The organism is Achromobacter sp. 2789STDY5608621, from assembly GCF_001299375.1.
Lineage (GTDB): Bacteria > Pseudomonadota > Gammaproteobacteria > Burkholderiales > Burkholderiaceae_B > Achromobacter > Achromobacter insuavis.
In genome coordinates this window covers 529,089-550,893 of record NZ_CYTU01000001.1, presented here as the reverse complement: position 1 = coordinate 550,893, position 21,805 = coordinate 529,089, and the positions used below count along the sequence as shown (strand labels likewise).

The window sequence follows — 21,805 nt, the reverse complement described above, 5'->3', positions numbered from 1 at the left end:
CGGCGACGCGGACCGGGCAGTTCTGCGCATGGGTGCCTAGACCGCTTCAAGCGTCATCGACTGCGCCTTTTCACAAAAAATTCATATTTCACGTTTGGGACAATGCGCGCGACGGCGCTCAGCTCAGCAGCACGATCCCGCCCGGCAGCGACGTGACCTGGGCGCCATAGGCATCGCGGATCAGTTGCGCGGCGTCGGCCAGCTGGTCCAGCGAAAAGCGCGCCTGCACCAGGCTGCCCGCCAGCCGGTCGCTCACCAACACGATGCGGCCGGGGCGATAGCGGTTGATCTCGTCGACCACCTGCGCCAGCGGCACATTGTTGAATTCCAGCACGCCGCGGCGCCACGCCGTGACCTGGTCGGGGTCCACCCTTTGCGGCCCGCTGGCGCCGCCGGCGCCCAGCACCACCTGCTGCGCGGCCGTCAATTCAATGGAGTCCTTGCGCAGCGCGACGCGGGCGCTGCCCTCCAGGCAGGTCACGCGCACCAGGCCATCGGTGTAGCGCACGTTGACGCACCCCGAGGTGGCGCTGACGCGACCCGCGCCCGCCGTCAGGCTGACCAGCTGGCCGGACGTCAGCAGCTCGACCTCGCCGGCCAGCAGATCGATCTGCTGCGCCGGGCCGCTGCGCGACAGGTTGATGCGGGTCTGGGTATTGAGCTGCACGCTGGCGTCGCCCGCCAGCGCCACGCGGCGCTGTTCGCCGGTGCCGCTGCGCACATCCGCGGTCAATTCGTCCACCGCCGGCCACAGGCCCAGCGGCGGCTTGAACGCCAGCCACGCGCCGCAGGCCGCCACCGCGCCGCCCAGGAACGCGCGCCGCGCCGGCCGCGCGACGCGGGCGCGGCGCGCCTGCGCGGCCTGCAACTGGCGCGCCGCCGGCGCCAGCTGCTGCCAGGCGCCGCGCGTTTCCTTGAAGACGCGCGCGTGCTCGGCGCTCTGCGCGCACCAGCGGCGGAAGGCCTCGCCATCGGCCACGCTGGCCTGGCCCGAGGCCAGCCGCACGACCCACGCCTGGGCCTCGCGCTGGAGCGCGGCCGCGGGGTCGCCGCCGGGGCGGGAGCGTCTGAAGAGGGTCGTCATGGGTCTAAGACGTTTCCCGGGCCTGGGGACCGTAGCGCTGGACATACTTTTTTTCCAATTTCCCGCAACAGTGCTCCAGCCCCGCGCGCAATTCCTTTTCCACGGTCCGCACCGAAATGCCGAAACGCTCGGCGATCTCGCGGTGCGGCACCTCGTCGACCCGCGCCGCGATCACGATCGCCTGGCGCCGGCGCGGCAGCTCGGCCAGCGCCGCCTCCAGCGCCGCCAGTTGCTCGCGGCCCTCGGCCACCTGGGCCGGGCCAGCGGCCTCGTCGGCCATGTCGTACAGCTCCTCGATCTCGGCCATGGACAGGATGCGGGCATTGGCGCGGCGCTGGTCCTCGGCGATGTTCGAGGCGATCTTGAAGAGATAGGCGGCCGGATACTCGACCGGCGCGGTCTCGGCCAGGCTGTCGACCCGCAGCCAGGCCTCCTGCATGGCGTCGTTGGCCAGGTCTTCCGACCCCAGCCGGATGCGCAGGCGCTTGCGGAATTCCTGGTACTTGGACAGGAACAGGTTGCGCAGGGCGTCGCCGGTCATGGACATGCGGTTCAGCCCGCGGCGCCGGCCAGCCGGCAATCGGTCCGCGGATCGGGCCGCGGCGCCAGCACGATGGTCACCGGCTGCGGCAGGTCGGCCGGCGGCGGCGCATCCATGATGAGTCCGGACAGCACGCCGGCCAGCGCCTCGTCGCGGCGCGCGTCGCCGGTGCCCGACAGCACCCGCGCCTGGCGCACCACGCCATTGCGGCCGATCCACAGCTGCAGCGAGGCGCGGTAGCGGCCGAACTGCGCGCCGGTCCACTGGCACAACGCGCGCGTCACGGTGTTCTGCAGGACGCCGGCATAGCGCGTCACCGCCGCCGGCGACGGCGCCGTGGCCGGCGCGCGCGGCGCGGGCGCGCTGGCGGCCGCTTCCACCAGCGTGAAGGCCGACGCGCTGCTGTAGCGGGCCTGCAGGCCGGTGCCCGCCAGCAGCAGGCGCAAGGCCTCGCGCGGCGCCAGCCGGCCGCGCACCGCGCTGCCCTGGCGGCCGGCCGTCAGGCGGCTGGTCACCAGCACCGCCATGCCGGTGGCCTGGGTGTACGCGGCCAGGGCCGCGTCCAGCGGCTGCGCGGCGATGTCGAACGGGATCAACGCCGTGTCCGCCGTCCGCTGCTGGGCCAGCGCGGCCGGCGGCAGCACCGCCAGTCCGAGCGCGAACCAGCAGGCGAACGCCCAAGCGGCCCCAGGCGCCTGCGTGACTGTCATAACACCCCGATGTCTCTAAGATGGCGTGGCGACTGCGCCCCGGTGGTGGCCGGAGGCAGGGCGGAAGCGGCATGGTAGCGAGCGGATATGACGGTCGGGTGACGCGCTCGTGACAGTTGCCGGCCATCGGGCAGGCAACCGTCACGCACGCGTCACGCCCCCCGGCGCGGCTCACATCGCCAGCTTGCCCCGCTCCTGCGCGCTCAGTTGCCGCATCTCGCTGTCGTCCAGCGCGCCGGCGCCCAGCACCTGCACGGCGCTGGCCGCGTCATAGCGGTTCGCGGCCGCGGTCGGCCCGGGCGGCGGCGCCATGCTGGCGCCGGCCACCGGCTCCTCGCCATACCCCAGGATCTGCACGCTGATCACCGACGGCTGGTTCTGCCGCGCCTGGCTCTGGGCGCGCTGCGCCGACTCCTGCGCCGCCCCCACCGCCGAGGCCGCCGCGGCGCTGGCCGACGACATCGCGCCGGTATTGACCGACGCCGTCACCGGCACGCCCTTGCTCTCGCCCTGGGCCTGGATGTTGGCGGCGTTCACCACCTGCAGCGCCGCGATGTTGACGTTGCCCGACACCCGGATGCCGGCTTCGCCCGCGTCGATGGTGCCCAGCGGCGCATACAGGTCGACGTCGCCGGCCGGCACCTCCGGCAGCGGCGCCAGCGTCGCGATGCCCGCGCCGGTGCCGGGCGCATTGGGCGACAGCGTCACATTGCCGACCGTGTCGTAGACGCGCTTGGGCGGGGCGTACAGCACGGTCGTCTTGGCGCCACGGCCGGCGTTGATGTCGCCTTGCGCCGACCAGGCGGTGATGCCGCCGCCGAAAGTGGTCATGACCCGGCTCTGCCCCAGCAGGATGCTGCCCAGCGCGTAGAGCTGGATGCTGCCCTCGCCCTGGGTGATGATGCCGGCGGTGGCGGGCGGCGCGGCCCCTTCCAGGCCGAACACCTGCTGCCCGCCCGGCGTCAGCAACTGAATGTCGCCGCCGAAGGTGCTGCGGATGCCGGCGCCGCCATACAGCGTGATATCGCCCTGGTAGGCCCCGGGCGCGGTGTCCGGGAACAGCGCGGCAATGGCCTGGCGGCCGCGCAGGTAGCTGCCGTAGCGGGCGCTGGACTTGTCGTTGTATTCGCGGCCGCCGGCGCGCAGCTCGGCAAAGTACACCTGGCGCGCGAAGAGGTTGCGCTGCTCGGCGGGCAGCGCGTTGAAATAGGCGCGCGCGTCGTCCACGCTGCCGGCGAAATCATGGTGTTGCGTCAGCCACAGCAGCAGTTCCGCCTGATAGGTCTTGAACGCCAAGCCCTGGTCCGTCAGCGGCCGGCCCGGATCCGCGGCCCGCGTATCCAGGTAACGCGCCAGGAATCCCGCATAGTCCGGCCCGGCCGCGCCGACGCCCGCCAGCACGGCGATCGATGCGCCGGGACGGCGGTCGCCGGGCATCACCGCGCCCAGGCTGGTGATCGAGGCCTGGTCGGCCATGAGCACCTGCCGGCCCGCCGACACTTCCAGCGCGCCGGGGCCGGCCACCTGGAACGAGCTGTAGAGAATGTCGCGGCCGGCGGACACCCGGGAAACCTCGCCCGCATCGCGGTGCAGGAACAGGTTGCCGCTCGATCCCACCCACGCGCCCCCGCCGCTGCCCAGGTTGTAGCCGTTGCTCGACGGCACGTCGAGCTGCGCGCCCGGCCCGGTGCCCGACGCGACGATATCGCGCCCGGCCATCATCCAGACCGGCCCCGCCGCTTCGTACCAGGTCTGGCCCTGGCTGTCGCCCTTGAGCACGGTCAGCGTTTCACCGCTGCGCAACCCGACGATGTCGCCATCGCGGGCATACAGCCGGGTCACCGCGCCCGAGCCTGCCGCGCTTGCGGTCGGCGTGCCGAAATAGAACAGCGGGAAATGCAGATCGCGCTCCAGGAGGCCGCCGATCGAGCCCCGGTTGCTCAGGACAGGCGCCTGGCTGGCCTGCGAGGCATAGCCGGCAAAGGCGGGCGTGCGGACACTGGCCACGCTGGCGGGATCGGCGCCCGAGCGATTGATGGCGTAACCGCCCGCGTAGATCGAGTCGCCCGCCAGCAATTCCAGCTGCCCGCGCGCGCCCGGCGCCAACGTCAACGAATACGGCCGGCCGGTGTCTTCCGTGTTCAGATAGCCCGCCGACACCCCCGCATAGATACTGCCATCGTAGGCCGTCGCGCGCAGGATCGACGGATAGAGATAGCGCGCGTCCGACGCCGAGGTATTGAGCCCGGTCTGCAACGCCATGCCCTTGGCGCTGTGCGACGTCTGCCGGCTGGGCGTCAGGTTGCCGCCCGCGCTCGACAGGGTGATCGCGGTGTTGTCGGTCCAGAGCGAGAACCAGGTGGTGCCGCCTCCCGTCATCGGCGTGCCGTCGCGCAGCCGGAACGGCGTGCTGTTCGGCACGGCCACGCGGCCCGGATCGCTGGCCCCGCCGACCACCAGATCGCCGCGCGTATCCAGGCGGATCACCGCGTCGCCAGGGATCAGCGCCAGGCCGCCCGTGGCGCTGGCCAGGGTGGCGGTGTAGGGATCGTAGCCGCGGCTGTCCTTGGCATCCTGCAGCGAAGCATTGTTGCCGTATTGCAGATCCAGGCCGCCGACCGCGCCGCCCGTCAGCCTGACGTTGCCGCGCAGGTTGATCAGGGCGCCCTGCAGGTCGATCGCGGGATCGCCGTAGTACGGCGTCGCCCCCCCGGTGGACGACACCCGTCCGCGCGCGCTCTGCGTCGGATTGAGGGCCCCGCCGATGCGCATGTCGATATCGCCGCCGCCCGTCAGCACCACGCTGCCATCGGCCGCGACGCGGCCGGTGCCGCCCACGGCGACGACCAGCCCCTGGCCGCGCGGATAGGCGATCGATCCGCGCGATTCGATATTGCCGGCATCGCCGTCCGTGCGCACGCTGACGTTGCCGCCGCCCAGCGCGCCGAAACCGGTGAAGCCCACCAGCACGGGCGTCGAATCCTTGAACTCGGGCCGCGCCGGCGCATAGCTGCCGAAGTTGATCCACCATGCCGTGGGCGTGTCGCCGCCATTGGCGCTGCCGCTGCCCTGGCGCCACAGCCAGTTGCCGATGCCGACACTGGGGTCGATCACGCGCCCGTCGTAGTTGCCGGCCACGGTCTTGCCCCAGACGTCCCCGCGCAGCGCACCGCCGGCGTACAGGCTGAAGTTGCCGCCCGCTTCGGGATACCAGGCCTGATAGCCGGCGCCGGCGGCAACGAAGGGTTCGTAGTTGCTGGCGTAAGCGTCGCCCAGCACCGTGCTGCCGTAGCGGCCGCGCGGCAATTGGTAGGCCGGCGCCACGTTGGCCGATTGCGTGCCGGCCGTGTAGACGCCATAGGCCGACATCAGGCTGATGTCGCCGCCGGCCACCAGGTCCAGGTCGCCGGTGCCGGTGCGCAGCACGCTGAAGTTCTGCGTATGCGTGGCGACGGTGGTGGTCTGCTTGTTCTCGACGCACTGGTCCGGAAACCCCTCGCAGACCCCCAGGTCCGCGTCGGCCACTGGCGAACCTTCGGGCTGGCCCCACCAGTTGTCCTTGGCCCAGACCCAGCGCGGCGGCGGCAGGCACAGGCCCTCCACCACGTCGCACAGCCACAACATGTCGTCCGGCACCGGCTTGCCGGGCTCGAAGCCGGACGCCTCGCCGTCCGGCCCCCACACCAGGCCGGCCCCCTTCACCAGGGTGGCGTTGTAGTGCGTGTCGGCCAGCGTCAGCTTGCCCGCGCCCGGCCCGGGCAGCACCTGGCGCCGGTCGGCCGCGTCCAGGTCCGCGCCCGCCGTCAGCTGCACCGACCACGACTGGCTGCCGGCGGGCAGCATCCTGGCCAGCGCCCAGTTGCGCCGCTGGTCCGCCGCGGTGCCCGGCCGCAGCTCCACGTAATCCGTGCCCTCCGGGAACACCAGCTTGGTCTGCGAGGGAATCAACGCCCCCTGCTGCAGCGTGATGGTGCCCGCCATCAGCAACACGTTGGGCTCGTAGGCCTGGGTGGTGTACCGATTGGGCAGGGCCACGTTGGCCGGCCAGGTGAATGCCTTCAGGGCCGTGCCACGGGTCAGCAAGGTGCCCGCGCCCAGGCGGGTCTGCGCCGGCAGGTCGAGCGCGTGCTCCAGGACCGTGCCCGCGGCGTACAGCAGTTGCCCGCCGGCGTCGCGCACGTCGCCCGACAGCACCGTGCCGGCGGCCAGCGACAGCGGCTGGTCCAGCACCGCTTCCACGGGCAGCCGGGTGCCGGCCGCCAGCGTGGTGGCCTGCAGCGGCAAGGGGTAGTTCAAGGTCTTGCCGCCCGGGAACTCGGTGCCGTCGGCCAGTTGCACCCCGCCGCGCGGCAGCACCACGTCGCCGCCGAAGGGCTGCGCGCCGGGGGTCAGGACCCAGCCGCTCTCATCGTCCGGCGATGCCGGCGGCGGCGCGAAGCCGTCGTTGATGCTGCCGTAGACGTCCAGGTTGCCCTTGGCCCGCAGGATCAGCGCGCCCGCCTCGCCCGAGCCGTAGGCCGAGGTCACCGGCGATCGCGGATTCAGGCTGGCGTAGCGATAGCGCGACAGGTCCAGGTCGCCCTGCACCACCAGGTCGCCGTCGGCGGTGCGGCTGACGATTTCCACGCCGGGACGCAGATGGAACACGTCGCGGTAGGTCGCGTTGTTCAGGCCCGCCAGCTTGCCGTCCAGCAGATTGCCGTTGAGCAGGGCAAGGCGGATGAATTCCCGGCTGTCCGCGTGCTTGGCCTCCAGGTAGGCCTGGTCGATGATCTGGTATTCACGGCCGCCGGCGCGGTCGGCCGGATCGCCCGGGCGGGCGTCGTCATAGCGCTGCATGGCGGTCAGGTTGATGGCCTTGGCGCCGTCGATCGTGAGCGGGCCGCGCGCGTCGATGGCGATGTCGCCGTAGGTCGCGGCCGCCCCCGGCGCCCCGTCGCCATTGAGCCCGGCATTGCCCGCGGCGTCGATGCGCGGCGCCATGAGATCCAGCGTGCCGCGCGCCGCGCCATCGTGCTGCCCGGCGGCGGCGCCCGGCGCAGCCGCGGTGCCGTGGCGCAGGTCGATGCGGGCGCCGCCCGCCAGCGTCAGCACGCCCTGGCCCGAGCTCAACTCGACCACCGCCCGGTTGGGCGCGTCAATGATCCTGCCGTAGCTGTCCACCCGCAACACCGTGCCGTGCGCGTCCAGCACCGCGCTGGAGGCCAGCGTCAGGCCGTCGCGCGCCGCCAGCCGGATGCGCCCGACCCGTTCGCCGCTGGCATCGACCCGGCCGACCACGGTCAGGCTGCCGCCGTCGATCGACAGGTTGATATCGTTGGCCCGCAGCGCGTCGCCCAGCGTCAGGCTGCCCTGCTTGACCTGGAAGCTGCGCGCGCCCGTCACGCCGCCCTCGTTCAGGCGGCGGTTCAGGGCCTCGAAGTCGGCGTTCAGACTGCCGGGCGCGCCGAGGCGCTGCGCGCGGACCTCGACACTGCCCGCCCGATACGGCACCTCGGTGCCGCCCGCGTCGTAACGGCCCGAGCTGCCGCCCAGGATGCGGCCCAGCAAGGCCACCTCGCCATCGGCGGCCGCCAGCGCCACCGCGCGCAGGTTGCCCGCGTCGTTGTCGCGCGCCGACAGGTCGATCAGCGACCCGGCCTCCTGGCGGATGCCGCCCTGGCTGCTTTCCAGCACCAGGTCGCCGCCCCAGCTGTAGCGCAGCACGTCATTGAACGCGATGGCGCGACCGGCCAGGTCGAGCTTCGATCCGTCCGCCAGCAGCACGCTGTCGCGGCCCTGCAGCGTCAGCTTGCCGCTGGGCAACGCGATCACGCCGTCGACCCGGACATTGGCGCCGGCCAGGCTCAACTCCGCGCCCAGCGCCTGCACCGTGTCCTGCGCCGCGGGCGCCCCCACGGCGGCCAGCACACGCACGTCGCCGCCCGCCGTGATGCGGTTGACGGAGCCCGCCGCGCCGGTCAGCAAGGGGGTGTTGAGCGTGAGATTGCCGCCGCTGTAGGCATAGCCGCTGCCGCTGGTGTAAGCGCCTTGCGATTGGTACACCGCCAGACTGCCGCGATGGTTCGCGGTGATGCGGTCGCTGGCGTTCAGCGTGACGCCGGCAAAGCCCAGCGCCAGGCGGGCGTTGTCATCCAGGCCATTCGGTTGCGCGCCCTGGCCGTAGCCGAACTCGATGCGCTCGGCCTCGATCCGCAACGCCCCCCGGCCGGTGCCGGCCCCGCCCGCCGCGACCGCGCCAGGCGCCTGCACCGCGCCGTTCCAGACCAGGTTGCGGGCGTAGATCGACGCCACGTCGCCGGCCTCGCCATAGCCATAGAGGGCCGGCGTGCCCAGCGCCAGCGTCGCCATGCGGTAGTTGCCGGTGGCCGGGTCGCGCGTGTCCAGCGCCACGGTGCCGTAGAAATTCACGGCTTCGCGCGCCGTCAGCGTCAGCATCTCGAGCGCCGGGGCCCCGGCGCTGGCATCGCCGCGCAACAGGCGCGCCAGGATGGCCTGGTTCAGCGTCAAGCCGCTGGGCAGCACGCCGCGCGCGGCGGCCTGCTGCAGCGCTTCAGTGGTGCCGACATTGACGGTGCCGACGGCCAGCGCCAGGTTGCGGGTGCCGTAGCGCACCTGTTCACCCAGATCGAACACGCCATTGGTGGCGACGGCGATGGTGCCCTCGGAATACAGCCGCGTCACCGCCTCGCAGGCGCCGGTCGCGCAGGTGCCGATGCGGATCGCGCCCGTGACCGTGCTGTCGGGCGCCAGCACATCCAGGCGGCCATTGGACAGCGCCAGCAGGCCGGCGCTGCCGGGCTGGAAGGCATAGCCGCCGGTCGAATCCACCGACGGCGCGCCGCGTCCGAGCGTGGAAATGCCCGCGCCCGCCTCGATCTCGATCACCCGTGACGAGATCAGCACCTCCGGCACCGCCAACTGGGCGCCGGACCGCATCACCACCTCGTTGGCGCCGCCCTGGAAGGTATAGAAGCGCCCGCCCTGCCCGTACAGCACCACCGGCAGCGCGCCGATCACCAGGCGGCTGGCGCCCAGCGCGGCCAAGGCGTCGGCATGCACCGACGCGCCGCCAAAGCCGGCGGTCGGCGCCTGGCCCGCCGCCAGGATTTCGATACTTGAACTGCCGCCATTGAGCGCCGCGGTGCCACCGAAACCGCCCGGCGCCCCGTTGAAATTGGCCAGCCCCTCGAAGCGCAACGCCTGCCCGTCCTGCGAACCGGCATGGATCACCAGGCGCAGGGTGCGCGCGTCGGCCGGCAGCATGGCGCGCGGCACGCCGCGCGTCGCCGCGTCGGCCCGCACGAAACTGGCATAGCTCATTTCGTTGTACTGCGAATAGGTGCGCAGCACGTTCGCGGGCGTCAGGATCACCTGGCTCGCCAGGCGGTCCGCCGCGCCGACCCCGGCGGTGGACAGCACGCCGCTGGCGGCCCACGACAGGTTGCGCATCTGCAGCGGCGCGATGGCCGCGCCGGCCGCCGCCTGGCCGTTGATCTCGACCCGGAAGGCGCCGGGCAGCAAGGCGTAGGTGGAGGGCATCAAGGTATAGGTGCCGGCCGGCAGGCCGGGAACGCCGTCGCCCAGCGTGATCTGCCGCCCCACGCCCGGCGTCGACGCGCCGGCCTCGCCGCCCGCCGGCGCATAGCCCGGCTGTGCGCCGGGCACGATGGCGTACACCGGATTGGTGGCCAGCCCCGGCAGCGTGAAGCCGCCCTTGGGATCGTTGCGGACCAGCGGGAAGTAGCGCGCGTCGGTCGAACCGCCACGGCCGGACACGAACCCCGCGCCGGTCAGTTCGCCGCCGCCCGACAGGTCCAGCAAGGATCCCGGCAGCGCGTCCACGTCGCGGAACCCCAGCGTGATGCCGGTGCGCAGCGACGCGCCCTGGCCCTGGCCGACCGCGCCGCCGGCGCCCGGCAAGGCCACCTCGGCGCCCTGGAATTTGTACGACACGCCATCGGTGGTGCCGCCATACGGCATCCACAGGCCGGCGCCGCTGACGGACGTGACGCTGCCGGGCAGCAAGGTCAGGCGCTGCGTGCCGACCGCTGAACTCAGGTCGCCCAGCACGATCGTGCCCAGCGGCGCGCGCAGCACGCCGCCCTGCTCCACGCTGGCCGCGGCCAGGCGCAAGGTGCCGAAGGCCGAATACGGCACGGCCGGCAGCGCGGCGCCCGCGTCGCCCGCGCGGCCCACCCGCAGCGTGCGGGTCGGATCGAAAACGTTGACGCCAGACTGCGGATTGCGGGTATAGCCGGCCAGCAGTTCGGCCTCGGCCCCCGTGACCGGATACAGCTGCGCGGCGGTCAGGTCGAGGTCGCCCCGGGTCCACAGGCGCGTGCGCGGCTGGTCGTCGTTGTGCCGCAGGAAGCGCAGGTCGCCGCCGCTGTTCAGCGCCACCCGGTCAAAGCCGCTGCGCGCCACGGTCAACAGGCCGCCCACGCTGCGGTTGATGCTGCCCTGGGTGCCGAACGACAGGCTGTTGCCCACCTCCAGCAGACTGCCGGCGCGCACCGTGAACACCCCCGCCCCCACATCGGGCGCATCGCCGAACAGCACCCGCGGCCGCAGCATGCCATTGGTGGCGAAGTACGTGCCCGGGCCGGACAGCCGCACATAGGGCGCCGCCAGGTTGACCCGGGTCCGCGCAGCGGCGTCCGGCGCCAGCGAATAGGCGCTGGCGTACAGCCGCATGCTGCCCGCCACCGCCACATCGACCGCGCCGTCGAACGACATCAGGCCGTTGGCCAGCAGCCCCAGGTGATCGAAGCCGCCCGCGGCCGTCAGGCGCGCGGCGTCCAGCCTTGTCTGCCCGTAGCGCAGGCCATCGGCCGCCGCGCCCGGCGTCAGGGCGGCATCCAACAGGCCGCCCGCGCCCGGCGCCAGCACCAGCTCGCGCGGCACCTGCACCGGCATGCCGGCGACGCCCTCGCCCCAGATGCGGTAGAGCGGCGTTTCCAGCGCGACATCGAGCGTGCCGCCCATGGCGCTGGCGCCGCCGGCGCGCGCGATGAAGGCGCCGTCCAGGTGCAGGCCGTTATACGAGCTGAGCGAAATGCGGCCGCCGTCACGCTCCAGCCGCAGCGGGCCGACCCCGTTGATGTCCACGTCCACGCCGGCGCCCGAGGCATCCAGCACCGCGCCCGGCCGCACGATCACGTAGGCGTCCGACGAGGTCGCGGTGGCGCGCGCATGGTCGATTTCGCCGCCGATCACGATCACGCCGCCCGCGTCCGCCACGCCGTACCGGCGGCCCTGCGCATCGATGCCGGACTGCGCCCGGCCGGCCACGTCCAGCACCGCCCGCTCGCCGATCCAGATCGAGCGGTTGTGCAGCTGGCCATCCGCGGTCTCGACCGACTCGGCGACATCGATGTCGCCCAGGCGCAATTGCCGGATGTCGATCTTGCCGCCCGCGGCCGTCAGCCCGCCCAGCACCGTGATCTGGCCGGCGCCGCGCAACTTGATGGTCTGGCCCGGGTCCACCGTCACCTGGGCCCCCTGGCCGATCAGCAGCGTCGTATCGCTGTCCGCGCCGACCGGGCCGAGGGTGCGCCCGCTCTGCAGCGACAGACTGGCGCCGCGCCGCCGCGTCACCGTCCCCGCCACCGCGTCATGCAGATAGACAGGCGGCAGCCAGGCTTGCAGCGCCGTGGCGGCCTCGGCGCCGGTGGGCACGCCGCCCGCCTGCGCGACCGGCCGGTATACCGGCATCGACACCTCGATGCGGGCGCCGTCGGCCACGGTCACGCCACGGCTGCCGATGATCTCGTAGCGCGCGAAGCCGCGCTGGAAGAACGGCGCCGCCAGCGCCAGCACGTCGGCGTCGGCCTGCGACGGCGTCGCGCCCAGCGCCACCTTGCCCGCCGTCACCGCCAGGGTGCCGCCGCCGTCCACGCCGTAGCCGCGCAGTTCGGCGCCCAGGTCCAGGCGTCCCATGGCGGCGCCGCTCATCACCGTTTCGATGGTGACGTTGCCGCCCTTGCCGCCGGTCAGCTTGCCCTTGGCGCGCAACGCCGCGCCCGAGCCGACGTCGATCACGCCGCCACGCTCCAGCAGGATGTCGCCGCTGCCGCGCAGCGACACGCTGCCGCCATTCAGGTAGGGCATGGCGCCGGTCAGACCCGGTGCCAGCGCCAGGTTGGTCCACAGGCCCGACGTATCCAGCCGCCCGCCCGCGCCCAGCGTCAGGCGGTCGGACGCCGTGGCGCCGATGGAGGTATCGAGCATGCCCGACGAGGTCACCTGATTGAGCACATTGCCCAGGCGGATACTGCCGCCGCGCGCACTCAGCGCGCCGTCCACCGTCACGCGGTTCGCGTACAGCGTGATGTCGCCGCCCGGCGCCACCGCCAGATCGGACTGCGCGACGATGTCCTGGGCGGCGATGCGAACGGCGCCCAACTCGAAGCCGTTCAAGCGGGCGGTATCCAGCAACAGCGCGCCGCCTCGATCGGCGGGCAGCGCGTCGCCCAGCTCCAGGCCGGCGGCAATGGCCGCCACGCGCTCCGACAACACCACCTGCCGCACCGTGTCCTCGCTGCGGCCCAGCGCGTACTGCACCGCGCCGGTCGTCTTGTTGTAGTACGGCGTATAGGTGCCGACCACCAGTTGCGCGCCACGCGCCGCGGCCCGCTGCGATTGCTGGTAGCCGTCCAGGCCGGCCTGCGGGGCCGTATTCTGGCGATCCCCCTGGAAAGTCGTGCCGATCAGCTCCCCTTCCAGCACCGCGGCGCGGGTGCCGATCAGCAGTCGGCCCGCATCACGGCCCACGGTATAGCCGGTCTCGAAGCGTTCGAGCGGCGCGATCAGCGGGTTGTAGAAACGGCGCGTCTGGCCCCAGCGCTCGCTGCGCGCCTCGTAGCCCTGGTACAGCCCGGTGTAGGCCAGGTCGCCCGGCGCGCGCGAGGCCTCGTACAGCTTGCCGTCCACGCCGCGCAGCCAGCTCTGGCGGATCATGCCGTCCTGCACGTCGAGCGTGCCGCCGGACAGGTTGATCTGCGAGCCGGCGCGCGTCACCACGTCGCCGCCGGTGAATTCGACATTGCCGCCCTGCGCCATCCATTCGTTGACCGCATGCCCCTGCGTGCCCAGATAGCCGCTGACCTCCAGCAACCCACCAGCCGTGTACCAGCGGTCGGTGGCGTAGCCATTGGTGCCAGCCGGCACCAGCACCAGGTCGCGGATATCCACCCACAGGTCATTGCTGTTGAGCTTGCCGCTGTCGCGGTTGACCGGCGCGTCGCGCTGCTCGTTGCCCTGTACGTTGATCTTGAGATTGTTGTTTTCCATGGCGACCGGCACGCCCACCGCGCCCGCCACGTCCAGGATGGCGCCGTCGCGCAGCAGGCTGCGCCGCACCGCCTGCACGGCGATCTGGCCGCCGGTGGCCAGCGTGATGGAACCCGACGCGAAATCCACCGTGCCGCTGCTGCTGATCTCCACCCGCGACAGCTCGCGCCGGTCGGCGCCGGCCGACAGCCACGGCGAAGACGTCGACGCCGCCGGCGGCGCGCGCAGGCCGTCGCGCTGGCTGTCCAGCGCCAGGGCGCCGCTGTGGTCCAGCAGAATCGCGGCGACGCTGTCTTCGGCCAGGGTGATCCTGCCGTCCGCGCCGGCGGCGGTCAGGTGCAGGGTGCCGCGCGTGTCCACCGACGTGCTCGACAGCAGCACCCCGCGCTGCGTCACGTCGCCGCCGGTCAAGGTCACGTCGCCCATGGCGGCCTGGATCAGGCCGCTGTTCTCGACCCGTCCGGGCACGCCCGCTGGCGTGACCTCATTGCCCTTGGTGGTCGACAGCAGGTTGCCCGCCGTGCCCTGGCCGCGCTTGATGACGAAACTGTCGCCGGCCGCCAGCAGCGCCTGTCCGCCCGGCGTGTCGATCGTGCCGGCATTGGCCGCCTCCTTGCCCAGCAGCAGCACGTAGCCGCCGCCCGAGGTCGAGGTGGTGGACGCGGCGGTCGCAATGCGCGCGCCGGCCTGCACCTCGACGCGGCCCAGGGCGCCCTGGAACGTCGGCTGGGCGCCGTTGTCGGCATACAGGCCCTTGTCGCGGAACTGCGCATCCGTGATGGTGGCGGCCGCGACCACCAGGTTGCGGGCGTTGACCTGGCTGGTGCCGCTGAAGATCACCCCGTTCTGGTTGACCACCATCACCGTGCCGTCGGCCTGGATCGCGCCCTGGATCTGGCTGGGCCGGGCCGCCGCGCCCACCACCCGGTTCAGCACCGCGTCGTCGGCGCCCTGCTTGAACCGCAGCGTGGTGTTGCGGCCGATGTTGAAGCTGTCCCAGTTCAGGATGGCGCGCGATTGCGTCTGCTCGATGGTCACCAGCTGGCGTCCGCCCTCGGCGCCGGGCTTGGGCGCCTTGGCCCCTTCCCATTTGGCCAGCGCGCCCTCGGCCACCCACAAGCCGCCGGGCGCCAGGCCATCCGGCACGTCGGTGCCGTTGGCGGCCGCGGCCGCGCGCGCCGCCGCCTGCGCCGCCTGCTGCGCGGCCACCGCCGCCGCGGTGCGGTTCAGGTTGTCCAGCGAGCGCTGCAGCTGCTGGCGCGATTGCGCCTGCTGGCGGGCGCTGTTGCCGATGCCGGCCAGCGAGCCATCCGGCATGCGGCCGGTGCGCTGCGCGGTGGACTGCACCGCGTTCTTGTCGGCGAACCAGCCCGGGCTGAAGGCCCGCGCCTGGGCCTGCGCCGTGCCGCTCCAGCCGCCGGCGATCAGCAGCACCGCCAGCGCCTGGCGTAGCGGCGTCGGGCGCCAGTCTGGACGGCGGCACCCCGTCTTGCGCGCCATGAATGCCTTACCGCCGCGTTGCGCCAACCGTGCCTGCATGATCGTCTTTCCTTATTCCAATCGCGGTGTTCGCCACCTAGAACAAGACAGACGGATGGAAAAATGCCGACCAGAACCCTGTCATAAATAATTCATGAACCCCGCCGGGCCGCGGCGCCGGCCGGCTCAGGACAGCAGCACCACGCCGCCCGGCAGCCGGGTCACCTCGGCGCCATAGGCGTCGCGGATCAGCTGCTCGGCGTCCGCCACCTGCGCCAGCGCGAAGCGCGCCTGCACCCGGCGTTGGCCAAGCTGCCTGTTGAGCAACACCAACCGGCCGCGCCGATAGCGGTTCAACTCGTCCACGACGTCCGCCAGCGGCACCCGGTCGAACACCAGCCAGCCGCGCCGCCAGGCGGTCACGGCTTCGGTGTTCACCTTCGCCGGCGGCATCACCCGGCGGTCGTCGTAGCGCAACTCCTGGCCGGCGCCGACCTCGTAGGTGCCCTGCGCGTGCGCCAGCCGCACGCTGCCGGCCAGGCAACACAGGCTGGCCTCGCCGCCCAGATAGCGCAGGTTGAACAGCGCCTCGCGCGCCGAGACCCGTCCCGCCCCCGCCACCACCTGCGCCACCGGCGCCGGCAGCGCGGGATTCGCATCGGCCTGCCGGCCGACGCGGACCTCGGCCTCGCCCGCGGCCAGCTCGATCACCGCGCCCGCCGAAGCCCCCGCCGCCGACCGCACATTGATGCGCGTCTGCGTGTTCAGTTCCAGTTCCAGCGCATCTCCCAGCGCCACCCGGCGCTGCTCGCCGGTCGCCGTGCGGTAATCGGCGCCCAGCTCGTCCAGTCCGGGCCACAGCCCCAACGGCGGCCGCCACGCCAGATAGGCCGCCGACGCCGCCACCGCGCCGCCCAGGAACGCGCGCCGGCCCGACCGCGACGGACGCCGCGTCGTGGCCCGCGCCGCCGCTTCTTCGCGTACCGCCGGCCCCAGCGCCTGCCACAACCGCTTCTGTTCGGCGAAGGCGGCCTCGTGCCCCGGGTCCGCCCGCAGCCAGGCGCGGAACGCCTCCGCATCCGCTTCGGTGGCGGCGCCCGAGGTCAGCGTCAGCAACCAATGGCGCGCATCGCGGTCGTGCGACGTCCGTCCGCCCCCGCGCCTTCCCGGCAGCATCATCAGCGCCATGATTCGTCTTCCTCGCCCGCGTCCCGCGCGGGTCCTTCCTGCGCTTGCAGCGCCTTGCCGCAATGGGCCAAGGCGCGCTTGAGCTCCTTGGATACGATGCGCTCGGACACGCCGTAGCGCCGGGCGATCTCGGCATGCGGCACATCGTGCACCCGGGCGGCCAGCAGCATCTGCTGGGTCCGCTCCGGCAGCTGCCGCAGGGCGCGGCGAAACGCATCGATCTGGCTGCGGCCCTGCGCGATGCGCGCGGGGTCCTCCGCCTCGTCCGTCGCGCCGACCAGCTCGATGATCTCCACCCCCGTCAACAGGCGCGAATCGCGGCGGCGCTGATCCTCGGCGATGTTCACCGCCACCCGGAACAGATAGGCCGCCGGCTGCTGGATCGACGAGCTCGATGGCATGTCGTTCACTTTCAGGAAGGCTTCCTGCATGGCGTCGTGCGCCAGGTCGTCCGACCCCAGGCGGCGCTTGAGCTGGCTGCGAAAATCGTTGTAGCGCTCCAGGAACAAGGCGCGCAGGGAACCCGCCGGCTTGTCATCCCGCATGGCTTGCCCCTCGCAGCGCGGCGCAATCATCCGCATCGCTCGCCTGCAGCAGGATCGTCACCGGCTGCGCCATGCCGCCCGGCAGCGGTCCGGCCGTCACGCCGCGCAACGCGGCCTCCAGCCGCCGATTCAGCGGCGCCGATCCGGTATCCGAGACCCAATCCACGCGGTCGACGCGCCAGGCCTTGTCGAACCACAGCTTGACCAGGGCGCGATAGCGGCCCGGCTCGGCGCCCTGTCCTTTGCACAGCGCCCGCTTGAGCGCGCCTTGCAGCGCGGCCGCGTACGGCGTGTCGCGCAGCCGCGCCGCGGCGGCCGACCGCGCGGCCGCCGGCTCGCGCGGCGCCGCCACCAGCGTGAACGAATGCGCGCTGGCGTAGCGGATCGCCAATGGCGATCCCGCCAGCAGCTTGCGCAACGCATCCCCGGGGGTATAGGTGCCGACCACCGCGGGCGCATGGCGGCCGGCGGTCAGGGCGCTGTCGACCAGCACCGTCAGGCCGCTGTCCAGGCTGTATTGCGCCAACGCCTGGTCCAGCGGCTGCGCGGCAATCGCGAACGCCATCTCGCGCGGCGGCGCCTCGGCGCGGCTCGCGCCGGCCAACGCCCACACCCCCAACGCCAGGCAGACGTGCCGCATCCAGCCCCTGCCCGGCGGACAGGCGAAGGTCATCGACGCCAACATGGAGGAAAAATGCCAGGCATGGCCGTTGCCACGGGCGCCCGCGCACCCGTCTCGTAGGAAAGGCGCCATGCTAGGACGCGCGAATGACGCAATCGTGACACGCCACATCCGCGCCACGGCGGGCCGCCACGCAATCGTCACCTGCGCGGCGTCATCCGTCCCTATACTGACGGCATGGCGGCCCCGGGCCGCCGGGCCTTTTCAAAGGAGCCCGCATGCGCACACATAGCCCCTCTTCGCGCCGCGCCAGCCTGCTGTTGCTGGCGGCGCTGGCGGCAACGCCCCTGCTGGCGGGCGCCCAGGCGACGCCCACGCCGGCTCCCCAGGCCGCCCAACCGGCGGCCAAGCCCGCCGCCCGGGCCTGCATCGACACCGAAGTCAACGGCTACCATGCCCTGTCGTATGACTGCCTGAACCAGAAAATGGCGCCCGACGCCGCGCCCAAGCCGCCGCCCACGCTCGGCTCCGAAGCGATCACGCAGCGGCCGCCCAACCAGATGGGCCTGCCCACGCCCGCCACCATCGGCAACCGCATGGGCAACACCTTCGGCACCTCGGCCTACCCGCAGCGGCCCGCGCCGTAACGGGCGTGCGCCGTCGCGCGTGCACGCCTCGGCCCTGTTCGAGCCGTGGCGGGCGATTGTCGAGCGGGCCTCAGGCGGAGCGGCTGATGAAATAGATCTTCTTGACGAACTGGTCCACTTCCCAGCGGCCGGTATAGCCCTCCGGCATCACGAAGGCCTCGCCCACGGTCAGCTGGTGCACCGTTCCGTCCGGATCGACCAGGCGCGCCGCGCCTTCGACGATGTAGCCGAACTCGATGTAGCCGGTGGTGTTGGACTGGAAACTGCCGGCGGTGCTTTCCCACACGCCGGCCTCGGCGCGGCCGCCGTTGCCCTCGAAGGCGGTCACGGTGCGGAACGCCGCGTCGCCCGAGAGCGGGCGCTTGGGCTTGCCCGGCACCGGGTTCTTCATGGGGCCGGCATCGATGCGGACCAGCCGCGATTGATCATGCTTCACTGCGCTTTCCTTGGAATCAATGCGCCGCCACCACCAGCACCTCGGCCGCGCCTCGGCTGACCGTGCGCATGCGATGCGGCAGTTCGGAATCGAAATAGAGGGAATCGCCGGCGTCCAGGCGGAACTCGCGTTCGCCGACCTGAACCTCGATGGCGCCCTTGAGCACCAGCAGGAATTCCTCGCCCGGATGCGGAAAGACCGCGGCGGCGTCGGGAAATTCACGCGGCGGGTGCACGATGAAGGGTTCCATCGCCTTGACCTTGCGGCGCCCGGCCAGCGATTCGTAGTGGTATTCGTTGCCCAGGCCGCGGCGCTGCAGCACCTCGCGATCGGCCACCCGCACCAGGCTGACGACCTCATCCTGCGCCGCGCCGTCGCCGCCCACCAGTTGCGACACGCCCACGCCGTAGGCCTCGGCCAGCCGCAGCACGGTCGATATCGAAGGCTCGCTCAGGCCCCGCTCCAGTTTGGAGAGGTAGCTTTTGGTCAGGCCCGTGCGCTCGCCCAGCTGTTCCAGGGACAGGGATTGCTGGCGGCGCAGCGCGCGCAGGCGGTGAGGCAGGTCGATCATGGGCGGGAAAAGTCGCGATAACGACCAATAAGCATGCCCGAAAGCCGCCCCCGCGTCGAGCCGGCCCGCCCGCCGCGTCCCTGGGCCCGCCCGCGCGGCAGGCCCCCCGCGCCGGTTCGGCGCCTCGGCAGCCCCTAGCCCAGCACGTCCGGATGCTGGCGCAGCGCCCGCCGCGCGTAATACGAAAAGCCCACCTGCGAGCGCTTGGGCGTCAGGATCCAGTCGTGCGCCTCGTGCCCCAGCGCCGGCGGAATCGGCTGGATCTTGCCGGCCGCCATCGCCAGCAGCTGCATGCGGGCGGCGCGCTCGAACTGCAGCGCCAGCACGCAGGCCTCTTCCACCGTGCCCGCGGCCACCAGCATGCCGTGGTGCGACAGCAGGATGGCGCGCTTGTCGCCCAGCGCCGCCGAGATGATCTCGCCTTCCTCGTTGCCCACCGGCACGCCCGGCCAGTCCTTCAGGAACGCCACGTCGCCGTACAGCGGGCAGTTGTCCATGTGCGAGACCTCCAGCGGCACCTCCAGCATCGACAGCGAGGCCGCGTGCAGCGGGTGCGTATGGATGATGCAGTTGACGTCCGGCCGCGCCCGGTAGATCCACGAGTGGAAGCGGTTGGCCGGGTTGGGCATGCCGCCGCCCTCCTGCACCCGCAGGTCCTCGTCCACCAGCAGCAGATTGCCGGCCGTGATCTCGTCAAAGCCCAGGCCCAACCGCTGCGTGTAGTAGCGGTCGGGCTCCGGCGCGCGCGCCGTGATCTGGCCCGCCAGGCCCGAATCGTGCCCGCCGTCGAACAGGATGCGGCAGGTCAGCGCCAGGCGCTCGCGCAGCGTCCAGTCGGGCGTGTCGAACTGGCGCTGCATCTCGGCCTTGGCCCGCGCGATCAGTTCATCCTTTCCCAAGTGCATCGTATCGGCCATCTGTGACTCCTCGCTATGCCGTTTCCAACAACGGCGTAAAGCCCGGCAGGGCGCGCATGCGCGCCAGCCAGGCGTTGATGTGGGTAAAGGCGGACAGGTCGTAACCGCCCTGCTCCGCCATGCTGGTGTAGGGATAGAGCGCGATGTCGGCGATGGTCGGCGCCTCGCCCACCAGGAAAGCGCGGCCCGCCAGATGCTCCTCCATCCAGGCCGCCGCGCGCATGCCGATGCGGCGCCACTCGACCATCGCCGCGTCATCCGCCCACGCCGTGCCGCGCAGGTGGATCAGCAGCCGCGGCTGCGCGAAGGCGTGCATGTGCTGGGTCTGCTCGAAACTCAGCCAGCTGGCCACCTGCGCCTGCGCCAAGCGCCCGTCCGGCAGCCAGGGCGTGCCCTGGCCCAGATACCACAGGATGGCCTGCGACTCCGCCAGCCACGCGCCCTCCGGCGTGCGCAGCGCCGGCACCTGGCGCCACGGATTGATGCGGCCGAACGCCTCGGTCTCCAGGTCGCCCTGCACGATGTCGAAGGTGCGGCGCGTCAGCGCCAGCCCCATGTAGCCGCAGGCCAGCCGGATCTTCCAGGCATTGCCCGAGCGCAGCGTGTCGGCCAGTTCCAGCGGCTGTCCCGCCAGGGGGTGCGTCGTCATGGTCAATCCATCCTGATGTCGGCGCGCTTGACGATCTCGGCCCACTTCTTCTTTTCGGCCGCGATGAAGCGCTGGTATTCGTCCGGCGCGCCGGTGTAGAGCTGCGTGCCCTGCGCCGCCAGCCGCGTCTTCAAATCGGGCGAGGCCAGCGTCTGGCGCAGCGCCGCGTTGAGCTTTTCCAGCACCGCCGGCGGCGTGCCGGCCGGCGCGAAGAACGCATTCCAGGAACTGATCTGCAGCCCCGCGTCGCCGGCCTCGCCCGCGGCCGGCACCTGCGGCGCCGACGGCAGGCGCTGGTCCGCCGCCACCGCCAGCGCGCGCAGCTTGCCCGAGGCCACGTGCGGCATGATCACCGGACTGGCATCCATCACCACGTCCACCTGGCCGCCGATGGCCGCGTTGACCGCCTCGCTGCCGCTCTTGAACGGCACGTGCACGATATCCACGCCCGCCGTCAGCTTCAGCAGCTCCAGCCCCAGGTGCGGCGAACTGGCCGTGCCCGCCGAGCCGAAATTCAGCTTGGCCGGATGCGCCTTGGCGTACGCCACGAAGTCCGCGAAATTCGCCGCCGGCAGGTCGCCGCGCACCGCCAGCAGATAGGGCGAGCCGGACACCAGCCCGACCGGCGCGAACTTGTCGGGGTCGTAGCTGAGCTTGGCGTAGATCAGCGGGTTCACCACCTGCGTGCCCACCGTGCCCATGAAGATCGTGTAGCCGTCGGCCGGCGCCGTGGCCGCCACCTGGGCCGCGATCACCCCGCCGGCGCCGGGCCGGTTCTCCACCACCACGCTCTGCCCGAGCGCATCGCCCATGCCCTTGCCGACCTGGCGCGCCACGATATCGGTGATGCCGCCGGCGCCGAACGGCACCACCAGCCGGATCGGATGATCCGGAAACGCGGCCTGCGCGCCGCCGCTTGCGGCCAGCGCCAACGCGGCGGCCATGATGATGCGCTTCATGGGATTCCCCTTGTGTCCGCCGCTTGATTGCGGCTATGACACAAAGTGTCCTATAGAGCATTGATTTTCCGCAAGGGAAATGTGATTGGGGGAATCCCTGAGGGGCGGGAGTAAGGTTCGCTTTTTTGTTGGCGTTGTTAGCGCGGCAGTCCAAGCCGGCCG

13 protein-coding genes are annotated in these 21,805 nt (G+C 72.1%); 1 reads left to right on the top strand and 12 read right to left on the bottom strand.

The features are described 5' to 3' along the window. Positions 1–118 precede the first annotated feature (118 nt). The 7 genes from AOZ53_RS02490 to AOZ53_RS02460 form a co-directional block, all read right to left on the bottom strand. Positions 119–1,084 (bottom strand): FecR family protein, encoded by a 966-nt coding sequence (locus AOZ53_RS02490; RefSeq protein ID WP_054486726.1) that lies wholly within the window; start codon positions 1,082–1,084, stop codon positions 119–121. Between the two features lie 4 nt (positions 1,085–1,088). Beyond that, positions 1,089–1,625: an RNA polymerase sigma factor gene (locus AOZ53_RS02485; RefSeq protein WP_231690410.1), complete on the bottom strand. Its 537-nt coding sequence runs from the start codon at positions 1,623–1,625 to the stop codon at positions 1,089–1,091. Positions 1,626–1,636: 11 nt separating this feature from the next. Next, positions 1,637–2,335, bottom strand: a complete 699-nt coding sequence (locus AOZ53_RS02480) for an STN domain-containing protein (RefSeq protein ID WP_054460516.1) — start codon at positions 2,333–2,335, stop codon at positions 1,637–1,639. 171 nt (positions 2,336–2,506) lie between these two features. Beyond that, entirely contained in the window at positions 2,507–15,169 is a 12,663-nt protein-coding gene (locus AOZ53_RS02475) for a filamentous haemagglutinin family protein (RefSeq protein WP_054486724.1), read from the bottom strand. 126 nt (positions 15,170–15,295) lie between these two features. Then, positions 15,296–16,297, bottom strand: coding sequence for a FecR family protein (locus AOZ53_RS02470; protein ID WP_054486723.1), 1,002 nt, complete (start codon positions 16,295–16,297; stop codon positions 15,296–15,298). Further along, the gene (locus AOZ53_RS02465) at positions 16,288–16,842 is read right to left on the bottom strand and encodes an RNA polymerase sigma factor (RefSeq protein ID WP_054486722.1); all 555 of its coding nucleotides are present in this window, start codon (positions 16,840–16,842) and stop codon (positions 16,288–16,290) included. Before AOZ53_RS02465 ends, AOZ53_RS02470 begins: the two co-directional genes overlap by 10 nt. Further along, positions 16,832–17,527, bottom strand: a complete 696-nt coding sequence (locus AOZ53_RS02460) for an STN domain-containing protein (protein WP_231690542.1) — start codon at positions 17,525–17,527, stop codon at positions 16,832–16,834. The genes AOZ53_RS02465 and AOZ53_RS02460 overlap by 11 nt, the downstream gene beginning before the upstream one ends. Positions 17,528–17,742: 215 nt before the next feature. On the opposite strand from AOZ53_RS02460, the gene AOZ53_RS02455 reads away from it, so the two are divergent. Then, positions 17,743–18,111, top strand: coding sequence for a hypothetical protein (locus tag AOZ53_RS02455; RefSeq protein ID WP_054431820.1), 369 nt, complete (start codon positions 17,743–17,745; stop codon positions 18,109–18,111). Positions 18,112–18,181: 70 nt separating this feature from the next. Here the strand turns inward: AOZ53_RS02455 and AOZ53_RS02450 are convergent, their stop codons facing one another. The 5 genes from AOZ53_RS02450 to AOZ53_RS02430 all read right to left on the bottom strand — a co-directional run bounded on the left by AOZ53_RS02450 (position 18,182) and on the right by AOZ53_RS02430 (position 21,643). Next, positions 18,182–18,547, bottom strand: coding sequence for a cupin domain-containing protein (locus tag AOZ53_RS02450; RefSeq protein ID WP_054486720.1), 366 nt, complete (start codon positions 18,545–18,547; stop codon positions 18,182–18,184). A 16-nt stretch (positions 18,548–18,563) separates the two neighbouring features. Next, entirely contained in the window at positions 18,564–19,118 is a 555-nt protein-coding gene (locus AOZ53_RS02445) for a helix-turn-helix domain-containing protein (RefSeq protein ID WP_006390110.1), read from the bottom strand. A gap of 134 nt (positions 19,119–19,252) precedes the next feature. Beyond that, complete coding sequence (locus AOZ53_RS02440; protein WP_054431822.1) at positions 19,253–20,035, bottom strand: aldolase; 783 nt, start codon at positions 20,033–20,035, stop codon at positions 19,253–19,255. Positions 20,036–20,048: 13 nt separating this feature from the next. Further along, entirely contained in the window at positions 20,049–20,684 is a 636-nt protein-coding gene (locus tag AOZ53_RS02435) for a glutathione S-transferase family protein (protein WP_054486719.1), read from the bottom strand. 2 nt (positions 20,685–20,686) lie between these two features. Continuing rightward, the gene (locus AOZ53_RS02430; RefSeq protein WP_054477694.1) at positions 20,687–21,643 is read right to left on the bottom strand and encodes a Bug family tripartite tricarboxylate transporter substrate binding protein; all 957 of its coding nucleotides are present in this window, start codon (positions 21,641–21,643) and stop codon (positions 20,687–20,689) included. Positions 21,644–21,805 lie beyond the last annotated feature (162 nt).

Bases quoted from the DNA above. Each gene is read 5' to 3' on its own strand.
- AOZ53_RS02440 (WP_054431822.1), bottom strand. From the start codon at position 20,035: ATGGCCGATACGATGCACTTGGGAAAGGATGAACTGATCGCGCGGGCC.
- AOZ53_RS02470 (WP_054486723.1), bottom strand. From the start codon at position 16,297: ATGGCGCTGATGATGCTGCCGGGAAGGCGCGGGGGCGGACGGACGTCG.
- AOZ53_RS02455 (WP_054431820.1), top strand. From the start codon at position 17,743: ATGCGCACACATAGCCCCTCTTCGCGCCGCGCCAGCCTGCTGTTGCTG.
- AOZ53_RS02490 (WP_054486726.1), bottom strand. From the start codon at position 1,084: ATGACGACCCTCTTCAGACGCTCCCGCCCCGGCGGCGACCCCGCGGCC.
- AOZ53_RS02460 (WP_231690542.1), bottom strand. From the start codon at position 17,527: ATGTTGGCGTCGATGACCTTCGCCTGTCCGCCGGGCAGGGGCTGGATG.
- AOZ53_RS02445 (WP_006390110.1), bottom strand. From the start codon at position 19,118: ATGATCGACCTGCCTCACCGCCTGCGCGCGCTGCGCCGCCAGCAATCC.
- AOZ53_RS02430 (WP_054477694.1), bottom strand. From the start codon at position 21,643: ATGAAGCGCATCATCATGGCCGCCGCGTTGGCGCTGGCCGCAAGCGGC.
- AOZ53_RS02480 (WP_054460516.1), bottom strand. From the start codon at position 2,335: ATGACAGTCACGCAGGCGCCTGGGGCCGCTTGGGCGTTCGCCTGCTGG.
- AOZ53_RS02465 (WP_054486722.1), bottom strand. From the start codon at position 16,842: ATGCGGGATGACAAGCCGGCGGGTTCCCTGCGCGCCTTGTTCCTGGAG.
- AOZ53_RS02485 (WP_231690410.1), bottom strand. From the start codon at position 1,625: ATGACCGGCGACGCCCTGCGCAACCTGTTCCTGTCCAAGTACCAGGAA.
- AOZ53_RS02435 (WP_054486719.1), bottom strand. From the start codon at position 20,684: ATGACGACGCACCCCCTGGCGGGACAGCCGCTGGAACTGGCCGACACG.
- AOZ53_RS02475 (WP_054486724.1), bottom strand. From the start codon at position 15,169: ATGCAGGCACGGTTGGCGCAACGCGGCGGTAAGGCATTCATGGCGCGC.